The following is a 23,043-nucleotide window of genomic DNA, read 5'->3' on the forward strand; positions in this document are numbered from 1 at the left end:
CATGGCCGTGAACATCTACTACGACGACGACGCCGATCTGTCGATCATCCAGGGCCGCAAGGTCGCGGTGATCGGCTACGGCAGCCAGGGCCACGCGCACGCCCTGTCGCTGCGTGACTCCGGCGTCGACGTCCGGATCGGGCTCCCGGAGGGCTCCAAGTCGCGGCAGAAGGCTGCCGACGAGGGGCTCCGGGTCGTCACGCCTGCCGAGGCGTCCGCCGAAGCCGACGTGATCATGATCCTGGCGCCCGACACCAAGCAGCGCTTCATCTACGCCGACGACATCGCGCCGAACCTGAAGCCGGGCGACGCCATCTTCTTCGGCCACGGCTTCAACATCCGCTACGAGCTGATCAAGCCCCCGGCCGATGTCGACGTGGCCATGGTCGCGCCGAAGGGCCCCGGTCACCTCGTGCGCCGCCAGTTCATCGACGGCAAGGGCGTGCCGTGCCTCATCGCGGTGGAGCAGGACCCCACCGGCAACGCGAAGGCCCTCGCCCTCTCCTACGCCGCGGCCATCGGCGGCGCCCGCGCGGGCGTCATCGAGACCACGTTCAAGGAGGAGACCGAGACCGACCTGTTCGGTGAGCAGGCCGTGCTCTGCGGTGGCGCCGCTGCGCTCGTCCAGACCGGCTTCGAGGTGCTCACGGAGGCCGGCTACGCGCCGGAGATCGCGTACTTCGAGTGCCTGCACGAGCTCAAGCTGATCGTCGACCTCATGTACGAGGGCGGCATCGCGAACGAGCGCTTCTCGATCTCCGACACCGCCGAGTACGGCGACCTCACCCGCGGCCCGCGCATCATCACGCCCGCGGTGAAGGACGAGATGCGCAAAATTCTCGCCGAGATCCAGGACGGGCGTTTCGCGAGCGAGTGGGTGGCCGAGGACGAGGCAGGCCGCCCGAACTTCACCCGGCTCCAGAAGGAGGGGGCGGAGCACCCGATCGAGCAGGTCGGCGAGAAGCTCCGCGGCCTGATGAGCTGGGTGGGCTCGAAGGCGACCTGAGCCCCCCGCCCAGCGCCGCGAACGGCACTCTCGCCCGACAGGTCGGTGCGAGAGTGCCGTTCGCGCTTTCCGGTTAGATCTCCGGTGGTGGCACGTACTCGTACGGCAGCCCGTTGCTGGTGCCGCCCGGCGTCGTGACCGTCACCTGGACAGTGCCTGTACCCGCTGGTGCTGTCGCAACGATCTGGCTGTCGGACAGCACCGTGAACGCAGCGGGTGCAGCGCCGAACTGCACCGCGCTCGTGAAGGTCAGGCCGGAACCGCTGATCGTCACCGAGGTCCCACCGGCCTGCGGGCCTGCGGTCGGCGCCAACGCGGTGATCACAGGAGCAGCAACATAGGCGTACGGAGCACCGGTGCTCGTGCCGCCCGGGGCCGTGACGACGACGTCGGCCGTGCCGGGCGCGTGCGCCGGCGCAGTAGCCGTGATCTGGGTGTCCGAGTCCACGGTGAACGCGGTGGCGAGTGTGCCACCGAAGGTCACCGAGGTGGCCCCCGTGAACCCGGTACCGGTGATCGTCACGACTGTGCCACCTGAAGCGGGCCCTTGATCAGGGGACAGCTGCGTGATCACAGGAGCGTTCAGGTAGAAGAACGCCACGTTGTTGTTGCTGCTTCCGCTTGGTGTGGTGACCACGACGGGAGCCGTGCCGGCTGCGTGCACCGGCGTGGTCGCGGTGATCTGAGTGGCGGAGTTGACCATGAAGCTGGTGGCCGGTGTTCCGCCGAAGGTCACCGCGGTGGCGCCGGTGAACCCCGAGCCGGTGATCGTCACGACCGTTCCACCGGTGGTGGGTCCGGACGACGGCACGACGCTGGACACGATCGGGCCCGCGGGCGCCTGGTAGGCGAAGTTCGCGGGGTTGCTCGTGCCACCGGGCCCGGTCACCGTCACCTGGACGACACCCGCCGCGTGTGCAGGTGCGGTGGCGGTGATCTGGGTGGCGGAGTTGACCGTGAACGTGGTGGCCGGTGTTCCACCGAAGCTCACCGCGGTGGCGCCGGTGAACCCGGAGCCGGTGATCGTCACGATCGTTCCACCGGTGGTGGGGCCGGCAGATGGGACGATGCTGGTGATCACGGGCGCGGCGGGCGCCTGGTAGACGAAGTTCACCGGGTTGCTGGTGCCGGTGGGCCCCGTGACCGTGACCGCGACGGTGCCTGCGGCGTGTGCGGGTGTGGTGGCGGTGATCTGGGTGGCGGAGTTGACCGTGAAGGTGGTGGCCGGCGTTCCGCCGAAGCTCACCGCGGTGGCGCCGGTGAACCCGGAGCCGGTGATCGTGACGACGGTGCCACCGGTGGTGGGACCTGTCGCCGGGGCGATGCTGTTGATGACGGGCGGCGTGGTGGTGCCCTGGTAGATGATGTTCACGGCGTTGCTGGTGCCGGTGGGCCCGGTCACGGTGACGCCGGCGATGCCCGCGGCGCGCGCGGGCGTGGTGGCGGTGATCTGGGTGTCGGAGTTGACCGTGAACGTGGTGGCAGGCGTGCCGCCGAAGCTGACGGCGGTGGCGCCGATGAATCCGGTGCCGGTGATCGTGACGACGGTGCCACCGGTGGTGGGGACGATTGACGGGACGACAGTCAATACCGTAGGCATGGCTGCCTCACTGGGCTGACGGCGCCCGAAGGCACCATGGTTGCGCTGGTCACGATTCCTTTTCTCCCACGATTCGTGTGCTTGCTGCTTATCGCTATGAGGCATGGTGGGCATGCGTCGACCGCGCGCCGCGGCGGTGGCGACGGCGCGGAGCCGACCAGAGCACTTCCTATTTGAATATTTGCGCGAGCACCTTCCCTGTCGATGGGCGGTCGGTGTGCATTCTTGCTGAAATCGCCGCGGCCTCGGGCGGTGCGGCGGAAGGAGCGCCGGGCCCCGGCGGGCCGTCGGCGGGTGTTCTATTCGTGCACAACGGGGTCGATCAGTCGGAATCGGCGCGATGCACCGAGCGGCCGAGGGTGATGAATCGAGGGGCCGCCGATGTGTGCGGCGTCCCCTCGATTCATCAGGTACCTCAGATGCCAGGTCCGGCGACGTAGGTGAAACCGTCCTCCAGCGTGGCGCTGCCGCCCGTGGTCGTCACGACCACGTCAACCGCCCCGGCGGCCCCGGCCGGTGTGGTCGCGCTGACCTCCGTCGGGGAGATGACGACGAAGCTGGCAGGCGTGCCGCCGAACGTCACCGAGCTGGTGGTCGTGAGACCGGTGCCGGTGATGGTGACGCCCGTTCCGCCGGCCGTCGGGCCCGAGTCGGGGTCGATGGTCGCGACGGTCGGTGCGACCACGTACTCGTAGGACAGGCCGTTGGTGCTGCCGCCGGGCGTCACCACCGTGACCGGCACCGAGCCGGTGCCGGCCGGAACCGTCACCACGATCGAGCCGGAGTTGTTGGCGGTGATGGTCCCGGCGTTGGCCCCGAAGGTCACCGAGGTCGCCCCGTTCAGGTTGGAACCGGTGATGGTGACCGAGTTGCCCCCCGCCTCGACGCCCGAGGTGGGGCTGAGGGCGAACTTGGCCGGCGGCTCGAGGTAGAAGTAGGACAGCGGATTACTGGTGCCGCCCGGAGTGGTGACGGTGACGCCCACGACGCCGTGACCGGCCGGGCTGGTCACGTTGATCTGGGTCGGCGTGTTCGCCGTGATCGTCCCCAGGTTCGCGCCGAATCGGACCGCGCTCGCATTCGCGAGATTGGTACCGGTGATCACCACGGCCGTGCCTCCGGCACTGGAGCCCTGGTTGGGGGAAATGGGCATGACAAAACCCTCGCTTCAACCTCTGGGATTGGGAATTCGCCGAATGGGAGAACGTGCCTCGAGAATTGGGCGACGAGACGGGAGTCGCCGCCGGGTCTTGAGACAGTCCTGTCTGCGGCAGGCGAAACTCTACCGGGTGAATCAAGCACTATGAAGGAGCCCGGCAGAATACATCTATTCGGCGCAAGGTGATCATTTCCATGCACGCACGGTTCGGGGGTGTTCAGCCGAACGGCGTAGCCGCGGGCAGCTGGGCGGCCTCGGGGAAAGTTTCGATCACCGCCTGTGCTGGCGTCCTGGCAAATGTGCCTGACATTTTGTCGGCGAAACAGTAGGAACCCGTTTCAAGCGAGGTGGCGCAGTTTCATGCAACGGCACGATTCGTTTCGGCCGATCGTGCGGATGCTCGCGCAAATCGCGCTCCGCGGTGGCCGGCCGGGTGTCGCGTCAGGCGTAGGCGCCCGGGCGCACGATCATCAGCACGACGACGATCGCCCACAGCAGGTTGTAGATCCCGGCGGTCATGCTCAGCTTGCGCAGCCGCGTGCCGTCGTCCGGAGCGGCGAGCGCGTCGCGTTGCCGTGGGTAGATCTGCAGTGCCAGCAGCAGTCCCGCGGCCGCGGTGAGGACCATGGAGATCATGATCCAGATCTCTCCCATGCGGCCTTGCGCGATGGCGAGTGCGATTCCCACGGCGGGGACCACGATCCCGAAGATGCCGTAGACGCGTGTGATGCGGTGCAGTGCGAGTGCGACGGCGCGGCTGCGCTCGTCCGAACCCTCTGGCGCGCTCTCGCCTGCCGTCGCTCCTGCGCCGACCGACGCGAGGACGGGCGCGTAGCGCGGGAAGAGGCTCGTGGCGACGGCCGACCCCCCGACGAAGACGATGCCGGCGAGCACGTGTACCGACAGCAGTAGACCTTCCATCGATCCCCCCAGATCACCTTCAGCTTTCCTGAAGGCTAGCAGGAGCTTCAGGGAGGCTGAAGCTGTGGCCGGGATCAGTCTCCGAACGCGGCGCGCACGGCGTCGCCGACCTGTCGGAGGATGGGGTCGGCGTCGGCGCCGAACAACCGGCCGTCCACGTCGGACACTGCGGTCATCGCCTGCTCGAGCAGCCGGGAGCCCGCAGGCGTGAGCTCGATGGTGGAAGCGGCTCCGGCGCGCGCGGTGTTGTCCCGCACGAGCCCCGCGCCTGCCAGCGTCTTCACGGCTGCGTGGATGCTCTGGACGCTGATCCCCGACATCCGCGACAGATCGCTGAACGATGCCCCGGGCACCCCGGCGATGTGCCCGAGGAGTCCGAGCCTGCTGACCGTCAGTCCGAGCGGCGCGAGTGCGGTGCCCAGTTCGGTCTCGATCCGGTGTGCCAGCGTGAGCAGCACGATCGACGTGCTGGTCGGCGGCGGAGCCGGACGGGCGTCGTTCTCCGTGGTCACCTGTCCAGTCTTCAGCACCGCTCCGGGCCCGGTCGTGACGCTGTGCAGCCCGGACTGCTCGCTGCGGGTTCGAGGCGCGGCGCAGAACGGACGATCGCGCGCCGCGAGATCCACCCGTTCGTGTCTGGTGACCGACTCGATTGCTCCATCGGTAGGACCGGACGAGTGAGACGTTCCCCCGTTCATCCTGTTGCGCGGCCCACGCCGCAGCGCCCTGGGCACCGTGCCGCATCTACCATCGGGAGCGTCCCAGCCGTCGATTCGGGGAGCACACAACCGCCGTGAGCACCGCAGCCACCCGCCCCGTCGTCCTGATCGCCGAGAAGCTCGCGCCGTCCGCGATCGCGTGTCTGGGCGAAGAGGTCGAGATCCGCAGCGTGGACGGCACCGATCGCCCCGCGCTGCTGAGTGCCATCGCCGGCGCCGACGCGCTCCTCGTGCGTTCGGCCACCAAGGTCGACGCCGAAGCGCTCGCCGCCTCCAGCCGACTCAAGGTCGTGGCCAGGGCCGGCGTCGGACTGGACAATGTGGACGTCCCTGCCGCCACCGCCCGTGGCGTCATGGTCGTCAACGCGCCCACGTCCAACATCGTCTCCGCCGCCGAGCACGCCGTCGCGCTGCTGCTGGCCGCCGCCCGGCGGATCCCCGCTGCCGACGCGAGCCTGCGTGCCGGGCAGTGGAAGCGCAGCTCATACACCGGCGTCGAACTCAACGGCAAGCTCGTCGGCATCGTCGGCCTGGGCAAGATCGGCCAGCTCGTGGCCCAGCGCCTCGCCGCGTTCGGTGTCGAGCTGATCGCCTACGACCCCTACGTCGCGCCGGCCCGCGCGGCGCAGCTCGGTATCGAGCTCGCGAGCCTCGAGGAGCTGCTGCGGCGCGCCGACGCCATCTCGATCCACCTGCCGAAGACCGCCGAGACGCTCGGGCTCATCGGCAAGGACCAGCTCGCGATCACGAAGCCTGGCGTGATCATCGTCAACGCCGCGCGCGGCGGCCTGGTCGACGAGGACGCCCTGGCCGATGCCGTGCGCAGCGGTCACGTCGGCGCGGCGGGCATCGACGTGTACGTCACCGAGCCCACCACCTCGAGCCCGCTGTTCGAGCTGCCGCAGGTGGTCGTCACCCCGCACCTGGGTGCGTCCACCGACGAGGCGCAGGACCGGGCGGGCACCGACGTCGCCCGCTCCGTGCAGCTGGCGCTGGCCGGTGAGTTCGTGCCGGACGCGGTCAACGTGCAGGTCCGCGGCGTGGTCGGCGAGGAGGTCCGGCCGTGGCTGCCGCTCACGCAGAAGCTCGGCACGGTGCTGCACGCCGTCGCGGGCCGGCTGCCCAGCTCGGTCACGGTGGACGTCGCCGGTGAGCTGGCGTCCGAGGACGTCTCCGTGCTGGCGCTCGCCGCGCTGCGGGGCGTCTTCACCCACGTCGTCGAGGACCAGGTCACGTTCGTCAACGTGCCGAGCATCGCCGCGGAGCGCGGTGTGGAGGTCGAGGTGACCACCGCACCGGAGAGTGAGAACCACCGCAGCGTCGTGCAGCTGCGCGCCGCCATGCCCGACGGTGCCGCGGTCACGGTGTCCGGCACGCTCACCGGGCGCTCCCAGGTGGAGAAGCTCGTCGAGGTCAACGGCCGCCACTTCGACCTGCGGGCCGAGGGCGACGTGCTGCTCCTGGAGTACGCCGACCGTCCCGGCGTGATGGGGCGGGTCGGCTCGCTCCTCGGCGAGGCCGCCGTCAACATCGAGGCAGCCCAGATCAGCCAGACCACCGACGGCACCGACGCGATCATGCTGCTGCGTGTCGACCGCCCGGTCGACCCCGGCGTGCTGGAGCCGATCGGCGCCTCGGTGGGCGCGCGCACCACGCGGCTGATCTCCTTCGAGAGCGACTGACCCCTCCAGGTCAGCCTCGGACCGTGACGACCGGTCGCCCGTGCGGCGATCGGTCTCATCGGATCCGGTGGCGCCCCGGCGCCTGATCGGTCACCAGCGGCGAGCGTCGAACTGTTCCCCGCCGCGGCTTCGCAACCGCGAACCGCGGCGGGTCACAGCCGCTCCCGGCGTCCGCCCGGTGTCCGGCAAACCCTTGCCGACCTCCCCGAAGACGGCACCCGCGGCAGGCCGGGCAGCACCGTCAGGGTGTCGAGGCCTGTCCGCCGGCAGTTCGCCGCCGTAGCTGCGTGCGGCGCCGGTAGCGGCTCCGGTGGGAATCAGCAGCGCTCGACGCGGCGGGGCCGCGGCACGCTCGTGATGGCAGCGAGCAGTTCCTCATGGGCGAACGGGTGAAGCTCTCTGACCTGCGACAACACGACCGGGGCAGTGACAGTGCCGACGTGACCGGCGGCTGCGTCCGGGGGTTGCGCGATGCCCAGCATCTGGGCGGGGCAGAATGGCCCGCATGGGGGCGTGTCGCGTCGGGAGTGGTTCCGGCGACATCGCTTCCGCATCAGTTCCACCCTATGGGGTGACCCCGATCGGATGGCGGAAAGCATAGCGGTCCCGTAGCAGCGGGTAACGTGCCCCCGGCTGCTCTCGGGCCAACTGGAGAGAGGACATCGGTAATGCGCCTTGCGGTCATTCCCGGAGACGGCATCGGGCCGGAGGTCATCGACGAGGCGCTGAAGGTCCTTGGCGAGGTCGAGCCCAACGCGGAGACCACGACCTACGACCTGGGCGCCGCCCGCTGGCATTCCACGGGCGAGCTGCTGCCGGAGTCCGTCCTCACGGAGCTGCAGGCACACGATGCGATCCTGCTCGGCGCCGTGGGCGACCCGTCCGTGCCGAGCGGCATCCTCGAGCGTGGGCTCCTGCTGCGGCTGCGGTTCGAGCTCGACCACCACGTGAACCTGCGTCCCGCTCGGCTCTACCCGGGCGTGCGCGGCCCGCTGGCGTCCAACAACGAGATCGACCTGCTGGTGGTGCGTGAGGGCACCGAGGGTCCCTACGTCGGCACCGGCGGCCTGCTGCGCAAGGACACCCCGAACGAGATCGCCACCGAGGTCAGCGTGAACACGGCCTTCGGTGTGGAGCGCGTGGTCCGCGACGCCTTCGCCCGCGCGGCCCGCCGCACGCGCAAGCACCTCACGCTCGTGCACAAGACCAACGTGCTGAGCTACTCCGGGCGCCTGTGGTCGCGGCTGGTGGAGGAGGTCTCGCTCGAGCACCCCGAGGTCAGCGTGGCCTACCAGCACATCGACGCCACCACGATCCACCTGGTCACCGATCCCGGCCGGTTCGACGTGATCGTCACCGACAACCTCTTCGGCGACATCCTCACCGACCTGGCCGCCGCCGTGACCGGTGGCATCGGGCTCGCCGCGAGCGGCAACCTCGACGTGAGCCGGCGCAACCCGAGCATGTTCGAGCCGGTGCACGGCAGCGCTCCCGACATCGCCGGGCAGGGCATCGCCGACCCCACCGCCGCCGTGCTGTCCGTGGCGCTGCTGCTCGACCACCTCGGCAACCGAGACGCGGCCCGCCGCATCGAGGCCGCGGTGGCGTTCGATCTCGCCACCCGCGACCACAGCGCCACCGGCCACACGCAGTCGATCGGCGACCGCCTCGCCGCGCTCGTGAGCTCGCACGCCGCGGCCCCGTCCACGAGCTGAGGCGGTCCGGCCGGGGCCGAGGCGAGCGGGGCTCGGGTCAGACGAGCGTCTGGCCCTTCGAGGTCAGCATGGTCACGCCCGCACCCGCGAAGTTGGCCAGGTCCGCCACCGCTGCCTGACCCTCGGGGCTGCTCATCGCGCTGCCCAGGGCCGCCTCGTCGTCGAACTCGAGCACGGCGACGAGGTGGTAGGGCGGGGTGTTCCCGTCCGCGTCCGGCACGGGCCTGGCCGCCGTGAACCGGCGCAGGCCGGGCATCTTCATGGCGAGCGGGGCGTGCACGTCGTCGTAGTGCCGGTCGAAAGCGTCTTTGTCCTCGGGGTGGTTGTAGAGCGCGGTGAGCTGGAGCATCGTCGGCCCTCTCGTGATCGGCCCGCCTGCCTGTGCTGACGGGCTCGACATCAATCCCTAGCCGACGCACCACCGTGTGAACACCGTCTCTCCCACGATCTGGGAACGCGGTGTGACGTCTCCGGAAGCGCCGTGCAACACTCGTCGACGTGCAGCACCTCTACGTGATCATTATCGACAGGCGCGTCGGCTAACCAGCACCACAGCCGACGCGCAGACCTCTCGCATTCGCGGGGGGTCTTTTTTGTTGCCCGATGAATCCCTGATCACGTCCGACCCACTTCCAGGAGCCCCCGGATGTCCCGCACAGAACCGGCCGGAACCCCGCTCGGAGACGCGTTCCACGTCTACGACACGACGTTGCGCGATGGCGCTCAGCGCGAGGGCATCAGCTACTCCATCGCTGACAAGCTGGCCGTCGCCCGGCATCTGGACGCGCTCGGGGTGGGGTTCATCGAAGGGGGCTGGCCGGGCGCACTGCCGAAGGACACCGAGTTCTTCGCCCGCGCCGCTGCGGGTGAGCTCGAACTGCGGCACGCGGTGCTCGTGGCGTTCGGCTCGACCCGTCGGGCCGGGACGACAGCTGCGGCGGACCCGCAGGTCAGGGCCCTTCTGGACAGCGCGGCGCCGGTCGTCACGCTGGTGGCGAAGTCGGACCGCCGCCACATCGAGCGCGCCCTGCGCACCGACGTGGCCGAGAACTGCGCGATGGTGGCCGACACGGTGGCGTTCCTCCGTGGCGAAGGCCGCCGGGTGTTCCTCGACGCCGAGCACTTCTTCGACGGCTACCGCTTCGACCCGGACACGGCGCTGCGGGTGCTGGACGCCGCGGTCGGCGCGGGTGCGGACGTCGCGGTGCTGTGCGACACGAACGGCGGCATGCTCCCGATGGGCATCGCCGAGGTGGTGACCGAGGTGGCCGGGCGCACCGGTTTCCGCCTCGGGATCCACTGCCAGGACGACACGGGCTCCGCGGTGGCCAACTCGGTCACCGCGGTACAGGCCGGCGCGACGCACGTGCAGTGCACCGCGAACGGCTACGGCGAGCGGACGGGCAATGCCGACCTGTTCGCCGTCGTCGGGAACCTGGTGACCAAGCTGGACATGCCCGTCCTACCGGACGGCGCGTTCGGCGAGCTGACCCGCACCTCGCACGCGTTGGCGGAGATCGCCAACATCGCTCCCGATACCCACCAGGCCTACGTCGGGACGTCAGCGTTCGCTCACAAGGCGGGCCTGCACGCGAGTGCGATCAAGGTGGACCCGGAGCTGTACAACCACATGGACCCTGCGGTTGTCGGCAACGGGCAGCGGGTGCTGGTCACCGAGATGGCCGGCCGGGCCAGCGTCGAGCTCAAGGGTGCTGAGCTCGGCCTGGACCTGGCCGGCCACCCCGAGGCGGTGTCATCGCTCGTCGCGACCGTGAAGGATCGAGAGGCGCAGGGGTGGTCGTTCGAGGCCGCCGACGCCTCCCTGGAGTTGCTCATGCGCTCCGCAGTGGGCGGCACGGAGCCGGTGCCGTTCGCCCTCGAGTCCTATCGCGTGATCGTCGAGCACGGCGCCGACGGCAACGTGATCGCCGAGGCGACGGTACGGGTCGTCCTGGCCGACGGCGAGCGGCTCATCGCCACCGCGGAAGGGAACGGGCCGGTCAACGCGCTCGACGCGGCGCTGCGGGCCGCGCTCACGCCGACGTGCCCGTGGCTCTCGGACGTGGAGCTGTCCGACTACAAGGTCCGCATCCTCACCACGGGCCGGTCGCAGAGCTACGGCACCGACGCGGTGACGCGGGTGCTGCTCGAGTCCACCGGACACGCGGGCTCGTGGACCACGGTGGGGGTGCACAGCAACGTCGTCGAGGCGTCCTGGCTCGCTCTCGTCGACGCGCTGGCGTACGCGGCGCTGCGTGCTCCCGTCTCCGTGGGAGCACGCTCCTAGGGCAGGATCAGCGCGTGGACGACGTGCTGCGGAGGATCGACCGGTTCTGCGACGAGGTCCCGCGGCACTGGGCCATGGCGGCCGACGACGGTCCGTTGCGCCTCTTCGTCCGCAACCGCGCGGGATCCGGCTGGCCGTTCTACGCGCGCCCGATCCCCGGTGGCCCGCCGGTCACCGCTGAGGACATCGAGCGGGTGCGGGCACGCCAGCGGTCGCTGCGCGTGCCGGAGGCGTTCGAGTGGGTCGCCGACACGACCCCGTCGATGGCCGACGCAGCCCGCGATGCGGGTCTGCCGGTGACGATCTGCCCGCTGCTCGTGCTGAACAGCGACCCGATCGCCCCCTCGCTCCCGCCCGGCTACTCGGCCCGCCTGCTCGGACCGGCCGACGGTGATCTCCAGGCGGCAGCGCACGCCGTGATGACCGTTGCGGCCGCTGCCTTCAAGGCCCCGCCTCCCGGGCCACCGGTCGGCGCCGCCCTTGCCGAGCTACAGGCCGACCTCGCGGCAGGGGCGATCGCGCGAGCGCTGGTCACGGGCCCGCGCGGACCGGTCGCTGCGGGATCGGTGCAACGGGTCGGGAACGTGGTCGAGCTGGTCGGGATCGGCACCGTTGCGGCCGCGCGCGGCCAGGGGCTCGGCGCCGCCGTCACGGCGCTGCTGGCAGGCGCCGCCCGGGACGCAGGTGCGGAGGTGGTGTTCCTCGCCGCGGGCGACGAGGCCGCCACCCGCGTCTATGAGCGCGTGGGCTTCCGGCGGGTGGGCGAGTGCGGAATGGCGGAAGCCGCCTGACAGGTCCTTCAGGCAGCGGGCTGCGGCGAGCGCCGTGCCCACTCCGGCGCGTGCTCCGGCAATGGACCGATCGCGATGAGCCGGGCCGGCACACCCTGCAGTGCCGGGAAACGCTGCAACATGCTCAGCGGGAACGGAACCTCGCTGCCGGCGGCCGGAGTGGCGTCTCCGTCGCGGTCGAACATGCCGGACGTCGCCTGTGACTGCGGCGGGCCGTCGGTGGGCTGAGCGACGCGCTCGCCGAGGATCCCGCGGTGTGCCGCGCGTTGGGCGCCCTGGATGAGCGCGGTGGCCCACCAGCGGCGGAGCTGGACCCGGCGCAGCAGGGCAGGGGGCACGATGCCGCCGGAGCGCAGCGCGGGCGCGAGCAGCCGGGCTGTGGCCACCGCGTCGGCCACGGCGAGGTTGATGCCCACCCCGCCGACCGGTGACATCGCGTGTGCCGCGTCGCCGATCAGCAGCAGGCCGTCGCGGTACCAGCGGCGCAGCCTGTCGAGCTTGACGTCGAGCAGCTTCACGTCGTCGAACGACGTGAGCGTGTCCATCCGGTCGCTCAGCCACGGCAGCAGCCCTGCGATCCGGGCGCGGAACTGCGCGATCCCGGCCGCCCGCATCTCCGCGTCGCTGCCCTTGCGGATCAGGTACGCGCACTGCCAGTAGTCGCCGCGGTCGATCATCACCGCGAACTCGCCGGTGCCGACACGGCCGACGCCGCCGTCGGGATCGCCTGCGTGGCGCGGCAGCCGGAACCACCACACGTCCATCGGCACGCCGAACGAGCGCGGCCGCATCCCGGCCGCTGCCCGGACCGCGGACGCCCGCCCGTCGCAGCCGATGGTGAGGCCTGCCCGGATCTGGTGTTCGGTGCCGTCGGTGCGGTCGCGGTAGCGCACGCCGGCCACACGGCCGCCGTCGTAGAGCAGATCCACGACCTCGGCGTTGCGTCGAAGCGTGAAGGTGGGCTCGGCCTCCGCCGCGTCGGCGACGAGATCGAGGAAGTCCCACTGCGGCACCATCGCGATGTGCTGGTGGGCGCCGGGGAGCCGGCGCAGGTCGGCCACCTGCGCGCTGCAGCCGTCCAGCTGCACCTGCATGCGGTTGATCCGCTGCTGGGGCAGGGCCGCGAACCGCTGCCCGAGGCCCAGCTCGTCGAGCAGGGTAAGGGTGGATGCGTGCACGGTGTCGCCGCGGAAGTCACGCAGGAAGTCGGGGTGCTTCTCCAGAACCGTGACCTCGACCCCGGCCCGAGCGATGAGTAGACCGAGGACCAGCCCGGCAGGGCCGCCACCGACGACGAGGCAGGTCGTGCGCTCGTTTCTCAACATGTGTTGAATTCTAGGCGCAGCGGGCCGGGAAGGCCAGGCATCTGCCCGGATAGGCTTGGCCACATCATGAGTGAGCCTGCGAGCGAATCCCGGCCGGCCGGCGTCCGGGTCCGGTTCAGCCCGTCGCCGACGGGCACCCCCCATGTCGGTCTCATCCGCACCGCGCTGTTCAACTGGGTGCACGCCCGCCATCACGGCGGCACCTTCGTGTTCCGGATCGAGGACACCGACGCCAGCCGCGACTCGGACGAGTCCTACGCGGCGCTGCTCGACGCCCTGCGGTGGCTCGGGCTCGACTGGGACGAGGGTCCCGAGGTCGGCGGCCCGCACGCCCCGTACCGGCAGAGCGAGCGCGGTCCTGTCTACGCCGACGCGCTGCAACGGCTGATCGACGGGGGAGAGGTCTACGAGTCGTACTCGCGGGCCGACGAGATCGAGGCCCGCCACCGCGCAGCAGGCCGCGACCCGAAACTCGGCTACGACAACGCCGACCGCGACCTCACCGATGAGCAGCGCGCCGCGTTCCGGGCCGAGGGGCGCGCGCCCGTGTACCGGCTGCGGATGCCCGACCGGGACATCACCTTCACCGACCTGGTGCGAGGCGACGTCACCTTCCGGGCGGGCACCGTGTCCGACTTCGTGCTCGCCCGCGGCGACGGCACCCCGCTCTACCCGCTCACCAACCCGCTCGACGACGCGCTCATGGGCATCACCGACGTGCTGCGCGGGGAGGACCTGCTCTCCTCCACACCGCGGCAGATCGCGCTGCTCGAGGCGCTTCAGCGCGTCGGAATCGGCACAGGACCGTTCCGCTACGGGCATCTCCCGCTCGTCACCGGAGAGGGCAACCGCAAGCTCTCCAAGCGCGATCCCGAGTCGAACCTGTTCCTCTACCGGGAGCGCGGATTCATCCGCGAGGGCCTGCTCAATTACCTGGCCCTGCTCGGCTGGTCGATTGCCGAGGACCGCGACGTGTTCACGATCGACGAGATGGTCGCCGCCTTCGACATATCGCGGGTGTCCAGCAACGCCGCTCGTTTCGACCTGAAGAAGGCCGAGGCCATCAATGCGGCTCATCTGCGGGCGCTGCCCGTTGACGAGTTCGCACGGCGGGTCGAGCCCTACCTCGTTGACGAAGGTGTGATCGAGGGCACGATCACCGAGGAGCAGCGTGAGCTGCTGGCCGCGGCTGCGCCCCTGGTGCAGGAGCGCAGCGTCGTGCTGTCCGATGCGGCCCGCATGCTCCGGTTCCTGTTCGTGCCGGAAGAGGGCTTCGTCCCCGAGGTCGAGGCTGCGGAGAAGAATCTCGGCGCCGACGCGGCCCCGGTGCTCGAAGCGGCCCTGACCGGCCTGAACGGCGTCGACGACTGGTCGACCGAGCACATCGAGACGGCGCTGAAGTCGGCTCTCATCGACGGGCTGGGACTCAAGCCGCGCAAGGCGTTCGCGCCCGTCAGGGTGGCTGTGAGCGGCCGTACGGTGTCCCCGCCGCTGTACGAATCGATGGAGCTGCTGGGCCGGGAACGATCACTCGCCCGGCTGAGGGCCGGTTTGGAGCGGGCTGGAGGCCTCGGCTAGAGTACTCCACGCAGGGCAGGCGAGACCGGCTCCCGCAGTAGAGGGGCCGGTTGATCCTGAACTCTTGGGGTATGGTGTAATTGGCAGCACGACTGATTCTGGTTCAGTTAGTCTAGGTTCGAGTCCTGGTACCCCAGCGGAAACGCACCAGAAGTGGTCTGATAAGCTAATAGCGTTTCCACGGCCCCGTCGTCTAGCGGCCTAGGACGCCGCCCTCTCAAGGCGGTAGCGCGGGTTCAAATCCCGTCGGGGCTACACCGAAAAGGCCCGTTCCGGTTCTCCGGAACGGGCCTTTTCGCATTCAGTATTCGACCGGGCGGCCTCAGGCTCAGTCGCCCCAGGGTTCCGGCTGACCCGCCACACGAGGTCGACTCTGCCGGCGGATGGTCGCCGTCGCAGGCGTAACGCGTGCGGGCACGACTCGGTCCCGATGATCAGGTGCCTTCCGCCCTGATCATCGGGACCGAGCCGTGCCCGGTGTGCGAGCCGCAGTTCTCGGCGTCTCGCCGAGCTCAGCTCACGCCGTGCCCGCCACGACCTTGCCCGCTCCCGGCGGCCACCGCGGGTGTCGACGCTGATGACCCCGAAGCACCGACCGAGGGCGGCGGGCTGGTCGGTTGCGTCGTGGTCGTCGGCGGGGTCGTGGTGGGAGTCGGCCTGGTCGTCGTTGGGTTCGTGGTGGTGGAAGTCGGCCGGCTCGGGGTCGTAGTGGGCTCCACCGGATCGGTGGTGGGTGCGGGCTTCGTCGTCGGGACCGGCTGGTCGGGGGGACGCGAGTCTCCGGGCGCGGGCTGTGAGCCCGGCCGACCATGATCGGCCGGGTCCGTGTCCGGTTCTTGCTCCGGCTCGGGCGTGGCCTCGCCGGGATCCGTCACCGCGGAGATGGGCGGGTCACTGCTCGTGACGTCGGGCTCGAGCGGCACCGACCCACCGGTGGGCCACAGCGCGATCGCCGCGACCACGGCGATCGCGGCGGCGATCCCGCCGATGGTCACCAGCCGGGCGGCCGACGGGCCGCGGGGACGGTCGGCGTACTCGATGAAGTCGCGACCGTCGTCCGGGTCGAGCTGCGGGCGCTCGGGGTAGGAGGGCGCCGGGGGCATCGGGCCGTTGCGGGAGCCCGACATCCACTGGGTGGGGGCCGGGGCGGCTGCCGCCGCGGCTTCGCCGTAGCCCGGCCGAGGTGGGTAGGACGAGGAGCCGACGCCGATCGGCGGGGTGGCGCCCGTGCCCATCGGGGCGCCTGCGCCGGCGAGCGCCGCGGCGCCCATCGGCTGGCCTGCGGGCCCGGGGCGCGCGGGCGACACCTGCGGCATCGCGCCGCTGCCGGACGGGGGACGCAGCGACAGCGCGGCGCCCATGGCGATCGCGTTCTTCGGGTCGGCGTCCACCGCGACCGGTCGGCCCAGCTGCTCGGAGACGAGCTGGCCGACGAGCGGGATGCGCGAGGACCCCCCGACGAGCAGCACGGCCGACAGCTGTGCCGGTGCCAGACCGGCCGAGCCGACTGCTCGGCGCAGGGCGTCGACCGTCTCCTCGACGCGCGGTCGGATCATGGCTTCGAACTCGCTGCGGTGCAGCCGTACCGAGCCTTGCCCGGCGGGCGTCATGACCTGGATCGAGACCTCGGTGTCGCTGCTCAGCGCTTCCTTGGCCTCGGTGCACTCACGCCGCACCGCAGCAACGGCCGACAGTACGGCCGGGTCGGTCTCGTCGAGCCCGTCGAACGCCTCGGGGAGCCCCTGGCGGACGTGCTCGAACACAACCTCGTCGAAGTCGATGCCGCCGAGGCGCTCGATGCCCTCGGGGCGGCCGAGCAGCGTGAACCCGTGGTCGTCCTTGTGGACGACGGCGGCGTCGAAGGTGCCTCCGCCCAGGTCGTACACGGCGATCGTGGAGCCCGGCTCCACGCGCTCGCCCGCCGCGTAGTGCAGCGCGGCGGCCTGGGGCTCCGCGATGAACGTGATGGGCACGCCCTGGGCTGCGACTGCAGCGCCCAGCCGATCTTTCTTGTGGGAACCCCACGACGCGGGATGGGCGACGGCGACCCGCATCGCGGGCCCGCCCTCACGCTGAGCCGCGCGGTCGACGACCCAGCGCACGAGGCGGGCCGAGAGCTCCTCCGGTGCCCACGGCCTGCCGGCGACGAGGATCGGCGTGGGATCGCCGATCCGGCGCTTGAACTCGCGCACCACGTGGTCGGGGCTGCTCACGGCCCGGCGTTCGGCCGCTTCGCCGACGACCACCGACCCGTCGTCGCCTATGTAGAGGACGGAGGGCACGGCACTGGAACGGTCGCCGAGATTGACGATCTCCGTATCGCTCGGGCGGGCCCCCGACCGTCCGATGGCGGCTGCGGTGCGGGTCGTGCCCACATCGATGCCGAGCAGATAACTCATCGTCACCCGTTTTCGTGTCCGTACGACTCTCTGTGCCCATCGAGCAGAGCGTCGGTCACGTTAGCCGCGCCACGCCGGGGACCGATCGGGCGGGTATACATCGCAATGCGACATACCGCCCGCGCCGCAACCGAGTGTCGCGGTTAGGCAACTGGGTGTCACAGGCGGTGCTGCAGAGCCTCCGCGGCTGCCAGTAGATCAGCTGCCCATCGGACGCCCGGACGCCGGCCGATCCGATCGACCGGACCCGACACCGAGACCGCTGCGATGACCTGGCCAGAGCTGTCGCGGACGGGAGCCGACACGCTCGCGACGCCGGACTCGCGCTCGGCAACGCTCTGTGCCCAGCCGCGTCTTCGGACGTCGACGAGCACTCGCTCGCCGAACATGGCGTCGGCCAGCACGGCGCGTTGCACCGTGGGCTCGGCCCAGGCTGCCAGCACCTTTGCCCCGGAACCGGCGGTCATCGGCATCCGGGTGCCGACGGGAACGGTGTCGCGCAGCCCGCTGGCAGGCTCCGCGGAAGCGACGCAGACGCGCTGGGCGCCGTCGCGGCGGTAGAGCTGCACGCTCTCGCCGGTGATGTCGCGGAGCCGGGGCAGCACGGCCGCCGCGGCTTCGAGCAGTGGGTCGACACCGCCTGCCGACAGTTCGGCGAGCGTGGGCCCGGGGCGCCAGCGGCCGTCGGCGCCGCGGTGCAGGAGGCCGTGGACCTCGAGGCCCACGGCGAGTCGATGCGCCGTGGCGCGGGGCAGACCGGTGCGCTGACACAGTTCGGCCAGCCCGCAAGGCTCGGCAGCTGCGGCCCGGAGAACCCCCACGGCCTTGTCCAGAACTCCGACGCCGCTAAGCTGTCTCACGGGACGATATTAACGTCCCGATATATGGGACGTCCAGCGGAGGATGGGATGGTTATGGGACGCACGCTGGCGGAGAAGGTTTGGGAAAGGCATGTCGTCCGACGTGGCGAGGGTGACGAGCCCGACCTCCTCTACATCGACCTCCACCTCGTCCACGAGGTGACGAGTCCCCAGGCGTTCGACGGGCTCCGGCTCTCCGACCGCGGCGTTCGCCGTCCCGACCTCACGGTCGCCACCGAGGACCACAACGTTCCCACCGCCGACGTCGAGCTCCCGATCGCCGACCCGGTGTCGCGCACCCAGGTGGAGACGCTTCGCAAGAACTGCGCCGAGTTCGGCGTGCCCCTCTACCCGATGAACCACGCCGAGCAGGGCATCGTGCACGTCGTCGGTCCCCAGCTCGGGCTCACGCAGCCGGGCATGACCGTCGTCTGCGGCGACAGCCACACGTCCACCCACGGCGCGTTCGGGGCGCTGGCCTTCGGAATCGGCACGTCAGAGGTGGAGCACGTACTGGCCACCCAGTCGCTGCCGCTGAAGCCGTTCCGCACGATGGCGATCAACGTCAACTCGGCCGACGGCCGGCTGCGGGAGGGTGTCACCAGCAAGGACATCGTGCTCGCGATGATCGCCCAGATCGGCACCGGCGGCGGGCAGGGCTATGTGCTCGAGTACCGCGGCAACGTCATCGAGAACCTCTCGATGGAGGCCCGGATGACGATCTGCAACATGTCGATCGAGGCCGGCGCCCGGGCCGGCATGATCGCCCCGGACGACACCACGTACGCCTACCTGAAGGGCCGCGACCGCGCCCCGAAGGGCGAGGCATGGGACGAGGCCGTCGCGTCGTGGAATGCGCTCCGCACCGACGACGACGCCACGTTCGACTCCGAGGTGTTCATCGACGCCGACGCGCTCACGCCGTTCGTCACCTGGGGCACCAACCCCGGCCAGGGGCTCCCGCTCTCGGAGAACGTGCCCGACCCGTCCCGCATCGTGGACGAGCAGGAGCGCGCGTCGGCCGAGAAGGCGCTCGCCTACATGGGTCTGGAGGCGGGCACCCCGCTGCGCGAGGTGGCCGTCGACACCGTGTTCGTCGGCTCCTGCACCAACGGGCGCATCGAGGACCTGCGCGCCGCCGCCGCCGTGATGAAGGGCCGGAAGGTGGCCGACGGTGTCCGGATGCTGGTGGTCCCGGGCTCGATGCGCGTGCGCTTCCAGGCCGAGGACGAGGGGCTCAGCGACATCTTCGCCGAGGCAGGCGCCGAGTGGCGCTCCGCGGGCTGCTCGATGTGCCTGGGCATGAACCCCGACCAGCTGGCGCCGGGCGAGCGCAGCGCGTCCACCTCGAACCGCAACTTCGAGGGCCGCCAGGGCAAGGGCGGCCGCACCCACCTCGTGTCCCCGCTCGTCGCCGCGGCCACCGCGGTGCGCGGCACCCTGAGCTCCCCGGAGGACCTGGACTGATGGAACCGTTCAGCACCCACACCGGCATCGGCGTGCCCCTGCGCCGGTCCAACGTCGACACCGACCAGATCATCCCCGCGGTGCACCTCAAGCGCGTCACGCGCACGGGCTTCGAGGACGCGCTGTTCGAGGCCTGGCGCCAGCAGCCGGACTTCATCCTGAACGTCGAGCCGTTCACGCGCGGGTCCGTGCTCGTGGCCGGGCAGGACTTCGGCACGGGCTCCTCCCGGGAGCACGCCGTATGGGCGCTCATGGACTTCGGGTTCCGGGCCGTCATCTCGTCCCGGTTCGGCGACATCTTCCGTGGCAACTCGGCAAAGGCGGGGCTCGTGGCGGCGCAGGTGGCGCAGCCCGACGTCGAGCTGCTGTGGAAGCTGCTGGAGAACGCCCCCGGCACCGAGGTGACCGTCGACCTGGTGGAGAAGACGGTGCGGGCGGACGAGCTCGTCGTCCCGTTCGAGATCGACGAGTACACGCGCTGGCGCCTGCGTGAAGGCCTCGACGACATCGGCCTCACGCTGCGCCACGCCGACGACATCACGGCCTTCGAAGCGGCCCGGCCCGGCCACCTGCCCACCACGGCCCAGGTCTGATCCGGGCATTCGCGCCTTTTCGTCCGGCGTTCGGTCGAAAAGGCGAGGATGCGGCCCAGGCAGTCGTACTTTCGACCGAGATCAACACTGCGACGCGCGCCGTAGCGTCATTTCCCGTCGATGACCGTGGAAATCGGGGGGAATCCGATGGCGTGGGGAAGTTCAGGGCGACGGTGGGCGCGAGCGGGAGTGCTCGGCTCGCTGGGGGCGGCCGTGGCGGTCGTCCTGTCCGCGGCGCCGGCACAGGCGATCACCGGTGGCACCCCGGTGCCCGATGCCGCTGACGCGCCGTGGATGGTGACGCTCGCACGCCCCGGTGACGAGCCATTGGCGCAGCGCACGTTCTGCGGCGGGGCATTGATCGCGCCGGACCGGGTGCTGACCGCGGCGCACTGCGTGGCGGAGGGGGATCCCCGGCGGGTCGAGGTCCATCTGGGCGCGTCGGTGCTGTCACGCGATCCCGGCCGGATCCTTCCGATCGCGGGTGTCGCCGTGCACCCCGAGTACAAGCAGGTTCCCTCGCCTGCCGATCCGACGAGCTTCACCAAGTCGAGCGCGGTGGCCGACGTCGCGATCATCGGCCTGGCCGAGCCCGTGCCCGGCGCGGAGCCCTTGGCGGTGGCGGACGAGACACCGTCGCCCGGCGCCACGCTGACGGCGTACGGGCACGGCATCACGGCGGCGCCGTCGACGGACCCCGCGATGCCGCCGCCGTCCAGCAGCGATGAGCTGCTGAGGGCTGATCTCGACCTGATCTCGGCGCAGGACTGTGCGAGCCGGCTCCACACGCCCTCGGGCAGCGACGAGACGGTGGTGTGCGCTCAGGCGCCGCAACCGGACGGGCCGGCGATCTGCCCCGGCGACAGCGGCGGCCCGCTCGTCGAGATTGCGGACGGGCGCGCGGTCGTCGTCGGAGTGACGAGTTTCAGTGGCGAGGTGACCGACCAGATGTGCGCGGCCGGCACCGCAGCGGCGTTCGCCGACGTGGCGGGGTTGCGGGACTGGATCACGCAGCCCCACCCCGTCTTCGAGCCGTCGCCCGCCGAGGACGTCACGGTGACCGGGAAGCTCGCCGTGGGCTCGACGATCACCTGCGCGACACCGGGATGGGAGGGCGGCGAGCCCGCGACGCTCGAGTACAGCTGGTCGCGTGGCGAGATCGACACGACCACGCCCAAGGAGGCGTGGAACACCCCCACCGGGTTCCTCTTCTTCGTTCCGATCGACGGCCAGACCGCTCCGACGCTGACCGTGCCCGCCGATCTGTCCGGACGCGACGTCCTGTGTTCGATCGAGGCCGGTAACGCAGGGGGTTCGGTCTCGTACTACTCGGACAGTGTGTCGATTCCCGAACACTCGTAGAGACGGCCGTCCATCCCGTCACTGCGGAACCGGCACGCCGGTTCCGCAGTGACTCGCGACGCGTTCGGCCAGGTCATATGCCATCGGCGCGGCGCGCGATCTACGTTGGTCGGATGAACAAAACCCAACTCGTGGATGTACTCGCGGAACGGCTCGGGGATCGGCGCACCGCGGCGGGTGCTGTCGACGGCCTACTCGAGACCATTGTGGACGCCGTGCGCTCAGGTGATTCGGTCTCGCTCACCGGGTTCGGTGTGTTCACCAGCCGCGCCCGGGCCGCCCGCGTCGCCCGTAACCCGCGCACCGGCGAGACCGTGAACGTCCCGGCCACCACGGTGCCGGCGTTCCGTCCGGGCACGGCGTTCCGCACGGCCGTCAGCGGCGTCGAGCCGCAGACCTCCCCACGCACCGCTGCGGCGGCCCTGGCACCCGCGGTCGTCGTGACCGAGCAGGTCGACGCCCTGGAGAAGCCCGGCAAACCCGAGAAGGCGAAGCAGGACGATCGGATGGCCGACAAGCTCGACAAGGCCGACAAGATCGACAAGGCGGCGAAGGGGGGAAAGAAGGCGGCGAAGGCGAAGGACGGCAAGCCCCGCAAGGGCAAGAAGAAGTAGGCGGCGCCGCGTGCGTGGTCATCCGGTGGGGCGCGGGTAGTAGTCGGCGGTGCACAGCTCGGCGTCCCTGCAGAACGTCAGCGCCCAGGTGCTGCCCTTCTTGGCCGGGACGTCCTCAGGGTCCACGGAGAGGGCCGAGTCGGTGGCGAGTGCCGCCACGATGTCGGGGATCACACCACCCTGGCTGCACACGACCGTGACGCCGGGCTCCTTGGCCAGCTCCCGGAATCGGGCGAGCCCGGCGGCGATGTCGCGGTAGAAGGCGTGCTCACCGAGCAGCGGCTCGTCGAGGACGGGAACCCCGAGCGTCTCGGCGAGCGGTGCCACCGAGTCCCGGCAGCGCACCAGGGGCGCGCTGATGACGCGCTCCGGTCCGAACAGCGTCAGCAGCCCGGTCAGCCGGCGGACCTGCTCCCGGCCCGTTCCCGACAGCGGCCGCAGGTCGTCGTCGCCGTTCCAGTCGCCACGGCTGCCGGCCTTGGCATGCCGCACGAGCAGCACCATCGAGCTGGGGACGCCCACCTCCGCGAACCGCTGCAGCACCTCGAGGTCGTGCCGGTAGGACAGCATGTCGGCGGCGCGCTGGATGTTGACCCACCGCAGCTCGTCGGTTTCCTCGCCCGGCACGAACTCGCCGCCGAGGGCCTCCGCGCCCCAGTACCGCACCAGCTTCTGGCCCTCGGCCACGGGATAGTGCACGTCGCCGAGTGCCGGCCCGAGACGGACGCGCTCTCCCGTCTCCTCGGCCACCTCCCGGACCGCGGCGAACGGCATGGTCTCGCCCGCGTCGAGCTTGCCCTTCGGAAACGACCAGTCGTCGTAGCGCGGCCGGTGTACGAGCCCCAGCTCGGGGCCGCGGGTACCGGGCCGCCACAGCACCGTTCCCGCGGCCAGCACGTCGGCGTTGTTCGTGTCTGCGGTGGCCTGCGGAGGCCCGGACCGGAAAACCCCGTTCATCGCTCGCC

At 70.7% G+C, this 23,043-nt stretch carries 19 protein-coding genes and 2 tRNA genes; 12 read left to right on the forward strand and 9 right to left on the reverse strand.

Annotated features, from left to right (window positions below):
* Window position 1: 1 nt before the first annotated feature.
* A complete protein-coding gene (gene ilvC, locus MMF94_RS09760; RefSeq protein ID WP_241035984.1) occupies window positions 2-1,006 on the forward strand; it encodes a ketol-acid reductoisomerase in 1,005 nt (334 codons plus the stop codon).
* A 73-nt stretch (window positions 1,007-1,079) separates the two neighbouring features.
* Here the strand turns inward: ilvC and MMF94_RS09765 are convergent, their stop codons facing one another.
* From MMF94_RS09765 to MMF94_RS09780, 4 genes are all read right to left on the reverse strand, one after another.
* Entirely contained in the window at window positions 1,080-2,606 is a 1,527-nt protein-coding gene (locus tag MMF94_RS09765) for an IPT/TIG domain-containing protein (protein WP_241035985.1), read from the reverse strand.
* A gap of 415 nt (window positions 2,607-3,021) precedes the next feature.
* A complete protein-coding gene (locus MMF94_RS09770) occupies window positions 3,022-3,759 on the reverse strand; it encodes an IPT/TIG domain-containing protein (protein ID WP_241035986.1) in 738 nt (245 codons plus the stop codon).
* A 447-nt stretch (window positions 3,760-4,206) separates the two neighbouring features.
* Window positions 4,207-4,686: a hypothetical protein gene (locus MMF94_RS09775; protein WP_241035987.1), complete on the reverse strand. Its 480-nt coding sequence runs from the start codon at window positions 4,684-4,686 to the stop codon at window positions 4,207-4,209.
* 74 nt (window positions 4,687-4,760) lie between these two features.
* Complete coding sequence (locus MMF94_RS09780) at window positions 4,761-5,198, reverse strand: MarR family winged helix-turn-helix transcriptional regulator (RefSeq protein ID WP_241035988.1); 438 nt, start codon at window positions 5,196-5,198, stop codon at window positions 4,761-4,763.
* Between the two features lie 281 nt (window positions 5,199-5,479).
* Here MMF94_RS09780 and serA point away from each other — a divergent pair, with 281 nt between their 5' ends.
* Together serA and MMF94_RS09790 are read left to right on the forward strand one after the other, a co-directional pair.
* Complete coding sequence (gene serA, locus MMF94_RS09785; protein WP_241035989.1) at window positions 5,480-7,087, forward strand: phosphoglycerate dehydrogenase; 1,608 nt, start codon at window positions 5,480-5,482, stop codon at window positions 7,085-7,087.
* Between the two features lie 668 nt (window positions 7,088-7,755).
* Window positions 7,756-8,802 carry a 3-isopropylmalate dehydrogenase gene (locus tag MMF94_RS09790; protein WP_241035990.1) on the forward strand — a complete coding sequence of 349 codons (1,047 nt, stop codon included), beginning with the start codon at window positions 7,756-7,758 and terminating at the stop codon, window positions 8,800-8,802.
* Between the two features lie 37 nt (window positions 8,803-8,839).
* Here MMF94_RS09790 and MMF94_RS09795 read toward each other — a convergent pair whose 3' ends face one another.
* Window positions 8,840-9,202 carry an EthD family reductase gene (locus MMF94_RS09795; protein ID WP_241035991.1) on the reverse strand — a complete coding sequence of 121 codons (363 nt, stop codon included), beginning with the start codon at window positions 9,200-9,202 and terminating at the stop codon, window positions 8,840-8,842.
* A 246-nt stretch (window positions 9,203-9,448) separates the two neighbouring features.
* Here MMF94_RS09795 and cimA point away from each other — a divergent pair, with 246 nt between their 5' ends.
* Window positions 9,449-11,089 carry a citramalate synthase gene (gene cimA / locus MMF94_RS09800; protein ID WP_241035992.1) on the forward strand — a complete coding sequence of 547 codons (1,641 nt, stop codon included), beginning with the start codon at window positions 9,449-9,451 and terminating at the stop codon, window positions 11,087-11,089.
* A 14-nt stretch (window positions 11,090-11,103) separates the two neighbouring features.
* Window positions 11,104-11,880, forward strand: a complete 777-nt coding sequence (locus tag MMF94_RS09805) for a GNAT family N-acetyltransferase (RefSeq protein ID WP_241035993.1) — start codon at window positions 11,104-11,106, stop codon at window positions 11,878-11,880.
* Window positions 11,881-11,888: 8 nt separating this feature from the next.
* Here MMF94_RS09805 and MMF94_RS09810 read toward each other — a convergent pair whose 3' ends face one another.
* Window positions 11,889-13,205, reverse strand: coding sequence for an FAD-dependent oxidoreductase (locus tag MMF94_RS09810; RefSeq protein ID WP_241035994.1), 1,317 nt, complete (start codon window positions 13,203-13,205; stop codon window positions 11,889-11,891).
* Between the two features lie 66 nt (window positions 13,206-13,271).
* Here MMF94_RS09810 and gltX point away from each other — a divergent pair, with 66 nt between their 5' ends.
* The 3 genes from gltX (at window position 13,272) to MMF94_RS09825 (ending at window position 15,038) form a co-directional block, all read left to right on the forward strand.
* Window positions 13,272-14,783: a glutamate--tRNA ligase gene (gene gltX / locus MMF94_RS09815; RefSeq protein ID WP_241035995.1), complete on the forward strand. Its 1,512-nt coding sequence runs from the start codon at window positions 13,272-13,274 to the stop codon at window positions 14,781-14,783.
* A 65-nt stretch (window positions 14,784-14,848) separates the two neighbouring features.
* Window positions 14,849-14,920, forward strand: a tRNA-Gln gene (locus MMF94_RS09820).
* Between the two features lie 45 nt (window positions 14,921-14,965).
* A tRNA-Glu gene (locus MMF94_RS09825) sits at window positions 14,966-15,038 on the forward strand.
* Window positions 15,039-15,295: 257 nt separating this feature from the next.
* Here MMF94_RS09825 and MMF94_RS09830 read toward each other — a convergent pair.
* Window positions 15,296-17,182 (reverse strand): Hsp70 family protein, encoded by a 1,887-nt coding sequence (locus MMF94_RS09830; RefSeq protein WP_241036040.1) that lies wholly within the window; start codon window positions 17,180-17,182, stop codon window positions 15,296-15,298.
* A 158-nt stretch (window positions 17,183-17,340) separates the two neighbouring features.
* On the reverse strand, window positions 17,341-18,042 hold the full coding sequence (locus MMF94_RS09835; protein ID WP_241035996.1) for an IclR family transcriptional regulator: 702 nt from the start codon (window positions 18,040-18,042) through the stop codon (window positions 17,341-17,343).
* A gap of 54 nt (window positions 18,043-18,096) precedes the next feature.
* On the opposite strand from MMF94_RS09835, the gene leuC reads away from it, so the two are divergent.
* The 4 genes from leuC (at window position 18,097) to MMF94_RS43305 (ending at window position 22,078) form a co-directional block, all read left to right on the forward strand.
* Window positions 18,097-19,509 (forward strand): 3-isopropylmalate dehydratase large subunit, encoded by a 1,413-nt coding sequence (leuC, locus tag MMF94_RS09840; protein WP_241035997.1) that lies wholly within the window; start codon window positions 18,097-18,099, stop codon window positions 19,507-19,509.
* Window positions 19,509-20,102 (forward strand): 3-isopropylmalate dehydratase small subunit, encoded by a 594-nt coding sequence (gene leuD, locus MMF94_RS09845; RefSeq protein ID WP_241035998.1) that lies wholly within the window; start codon window positions 19,509-19,511, stop codon window positions 20,100-20,102. The genes leuC and leuD overlap by 1 nt, the downstream gene beginning before the upstream one ends.
* 189 nt (window positions 20,103-20,291) lie before the next feature.
* Window positions 20,292-21,464, forward strand: a complete 1,173-nt coding sequence (locus tag MMF94_RS09850; protein ID WP_241035999.1) for a S1 family peptidase — start codon at window positions 20,292-20,294, stop codon at window positions 21,462-21,464.
* A 113-nt stretch (window positions 21,465-21,577) separates the two neighbouring features.
* Window positions 21,578-22,078 carry an HU family DNA-binding protein gene (locus tag MMF94_RS43305; RefSeq protein WP_277398685.1) on the forward strand — a complete coding sequence of 167 codons (501 nt, stop codon included), beginning with the start codon at window positions 21,578-21,580 and terminating at the stop codon, window positions 22,076-22,078.
* A gap of 18 nt (window positions 22,079-22,096) precedes the next feature.
* Here MMF94_RS43305 and MMF94_RS09860 read toward each other — a convergent pair whose 3' ends face one another.
* On the reverse strand, window positions 22,097-23,035 hold the full coding sequence (locus MMF94_RS09860; protein ID WP_241036000.1) for an NUDIX hydrolase: 939 nt from the start codon (window positions 23,033-23,035) through the stop codon (window positions 22,097-22,099).
* Window positions 23,036-23,043: the final 8 nt, after the last annotated feature.

It is taken from the genome of Pseudonocardia alaniniphila, from assembly GCF_022524485.1.
In the GTDB taxonomy this organism is placed as follows: Bacteria; Actinomycetota; Actinomycetes; order Mycobacteriales; family Pseudonocardiaceae; genus Pseudonocardia; species Pseudonocardia alaniniphila.

Bases quoted from the DNA above. Each gene is read 5' to 3' on its own strand.
- ilvC (WP_241035984.1), top strand. From the start codon at position 2: ATGGCCGTGAACATCTACTACGACGACGACGCCGATCTGTCGATCATC.
- MMF94_RS09765 (WP_241035985.1), bottom strand. From the start codon at position 2,606: ATGCCTACGGTATTGACTGTCGTCCCGTCAATCGTCCCCACCACCGGT.
- MMF94_RS09770 (WP_241035986.1), bottom strand. From the start codon at position 3,759: ATGCCCATTTCCCCCAACCAGGGCTCCAGTGCCGGAGGCACGGCCGTG.
- MMF94_RS09775 (WP_241035987.1), bottom strand. From the start codon at position 4,686: ATGGAAGGTCTACTGCTGTCGGTACACGTGCTCGCCGGCATCGTCTTC.
- MMF94_RS09790 (WP_241035990.1), top strand. From the start codon at position 7,756: ATGCGCCTTGCGGTCATTCCCGGAGACGGCATCGGGCCGGAGGTCATC.
- MMF94_RS09795 (WP_241035991.1), bottom strand. From the start codon at position 9,202: ATGTCGAGCCCGTCAGCACAGGCAGGCGGGCCGATCACGAGAGGGCCG.
- cimA (WP_241035992.1), top strand. From the start codon at position 9,449: ATGTCCCGCACAGAACCGGCCGGAACCCCGCTCGGAGACGCGTTCCAC.
- MMF94_RS09810 (WP_241035994.1), bottom strand. From the start codon at position 13,205: ATGTTGAGAAACGAGCGCACGACCTGCCTCGTCGTCGGTGGCGGCCCT.
- gltX (WP_241035995.1), top strand. From the start codon at position 13,272: ATGAGTGAGCCTGCGAGCGAATCCCGGCCGGCCGGCGTCCGGGTCCGG.
- MMF94_RS09830 (WP_241036040.1), bottom strand. From the start codon at position 17,182: ATGAGTTATCTGCTCGGCATCGATGTGGGCACGACCCGCACCGCAGCC.
- leuC (WP_241035997.1), top strand. From the start codon at position 18,097: ATGGGACGCACGCTGGCGGAGAAGGTTTGGGAAAGGCATGTCGTCCGA.
- leuD (WP_241035998.1), top strand. From the start codon at position 19,509: ATGGAACCGTTCAGCACCCACACCGGCATCGGCGTGCCCCTGCGCCGG.
- MMF94_RS43305 (WP_277398685.1), top strand. From the start codon at position 21,578: ATGAACAAAACCCAACTCGTGGATGTACTCGCGGAACGGCTCGGGGAT.
- MMF94_RS09860 (WP_241036000.1), bottom strand. From the start codon at position 23,035: ATGAACGGGGTTTTCCGGTCCGGGCCTCCGCAGGCCACCGCAGACACG.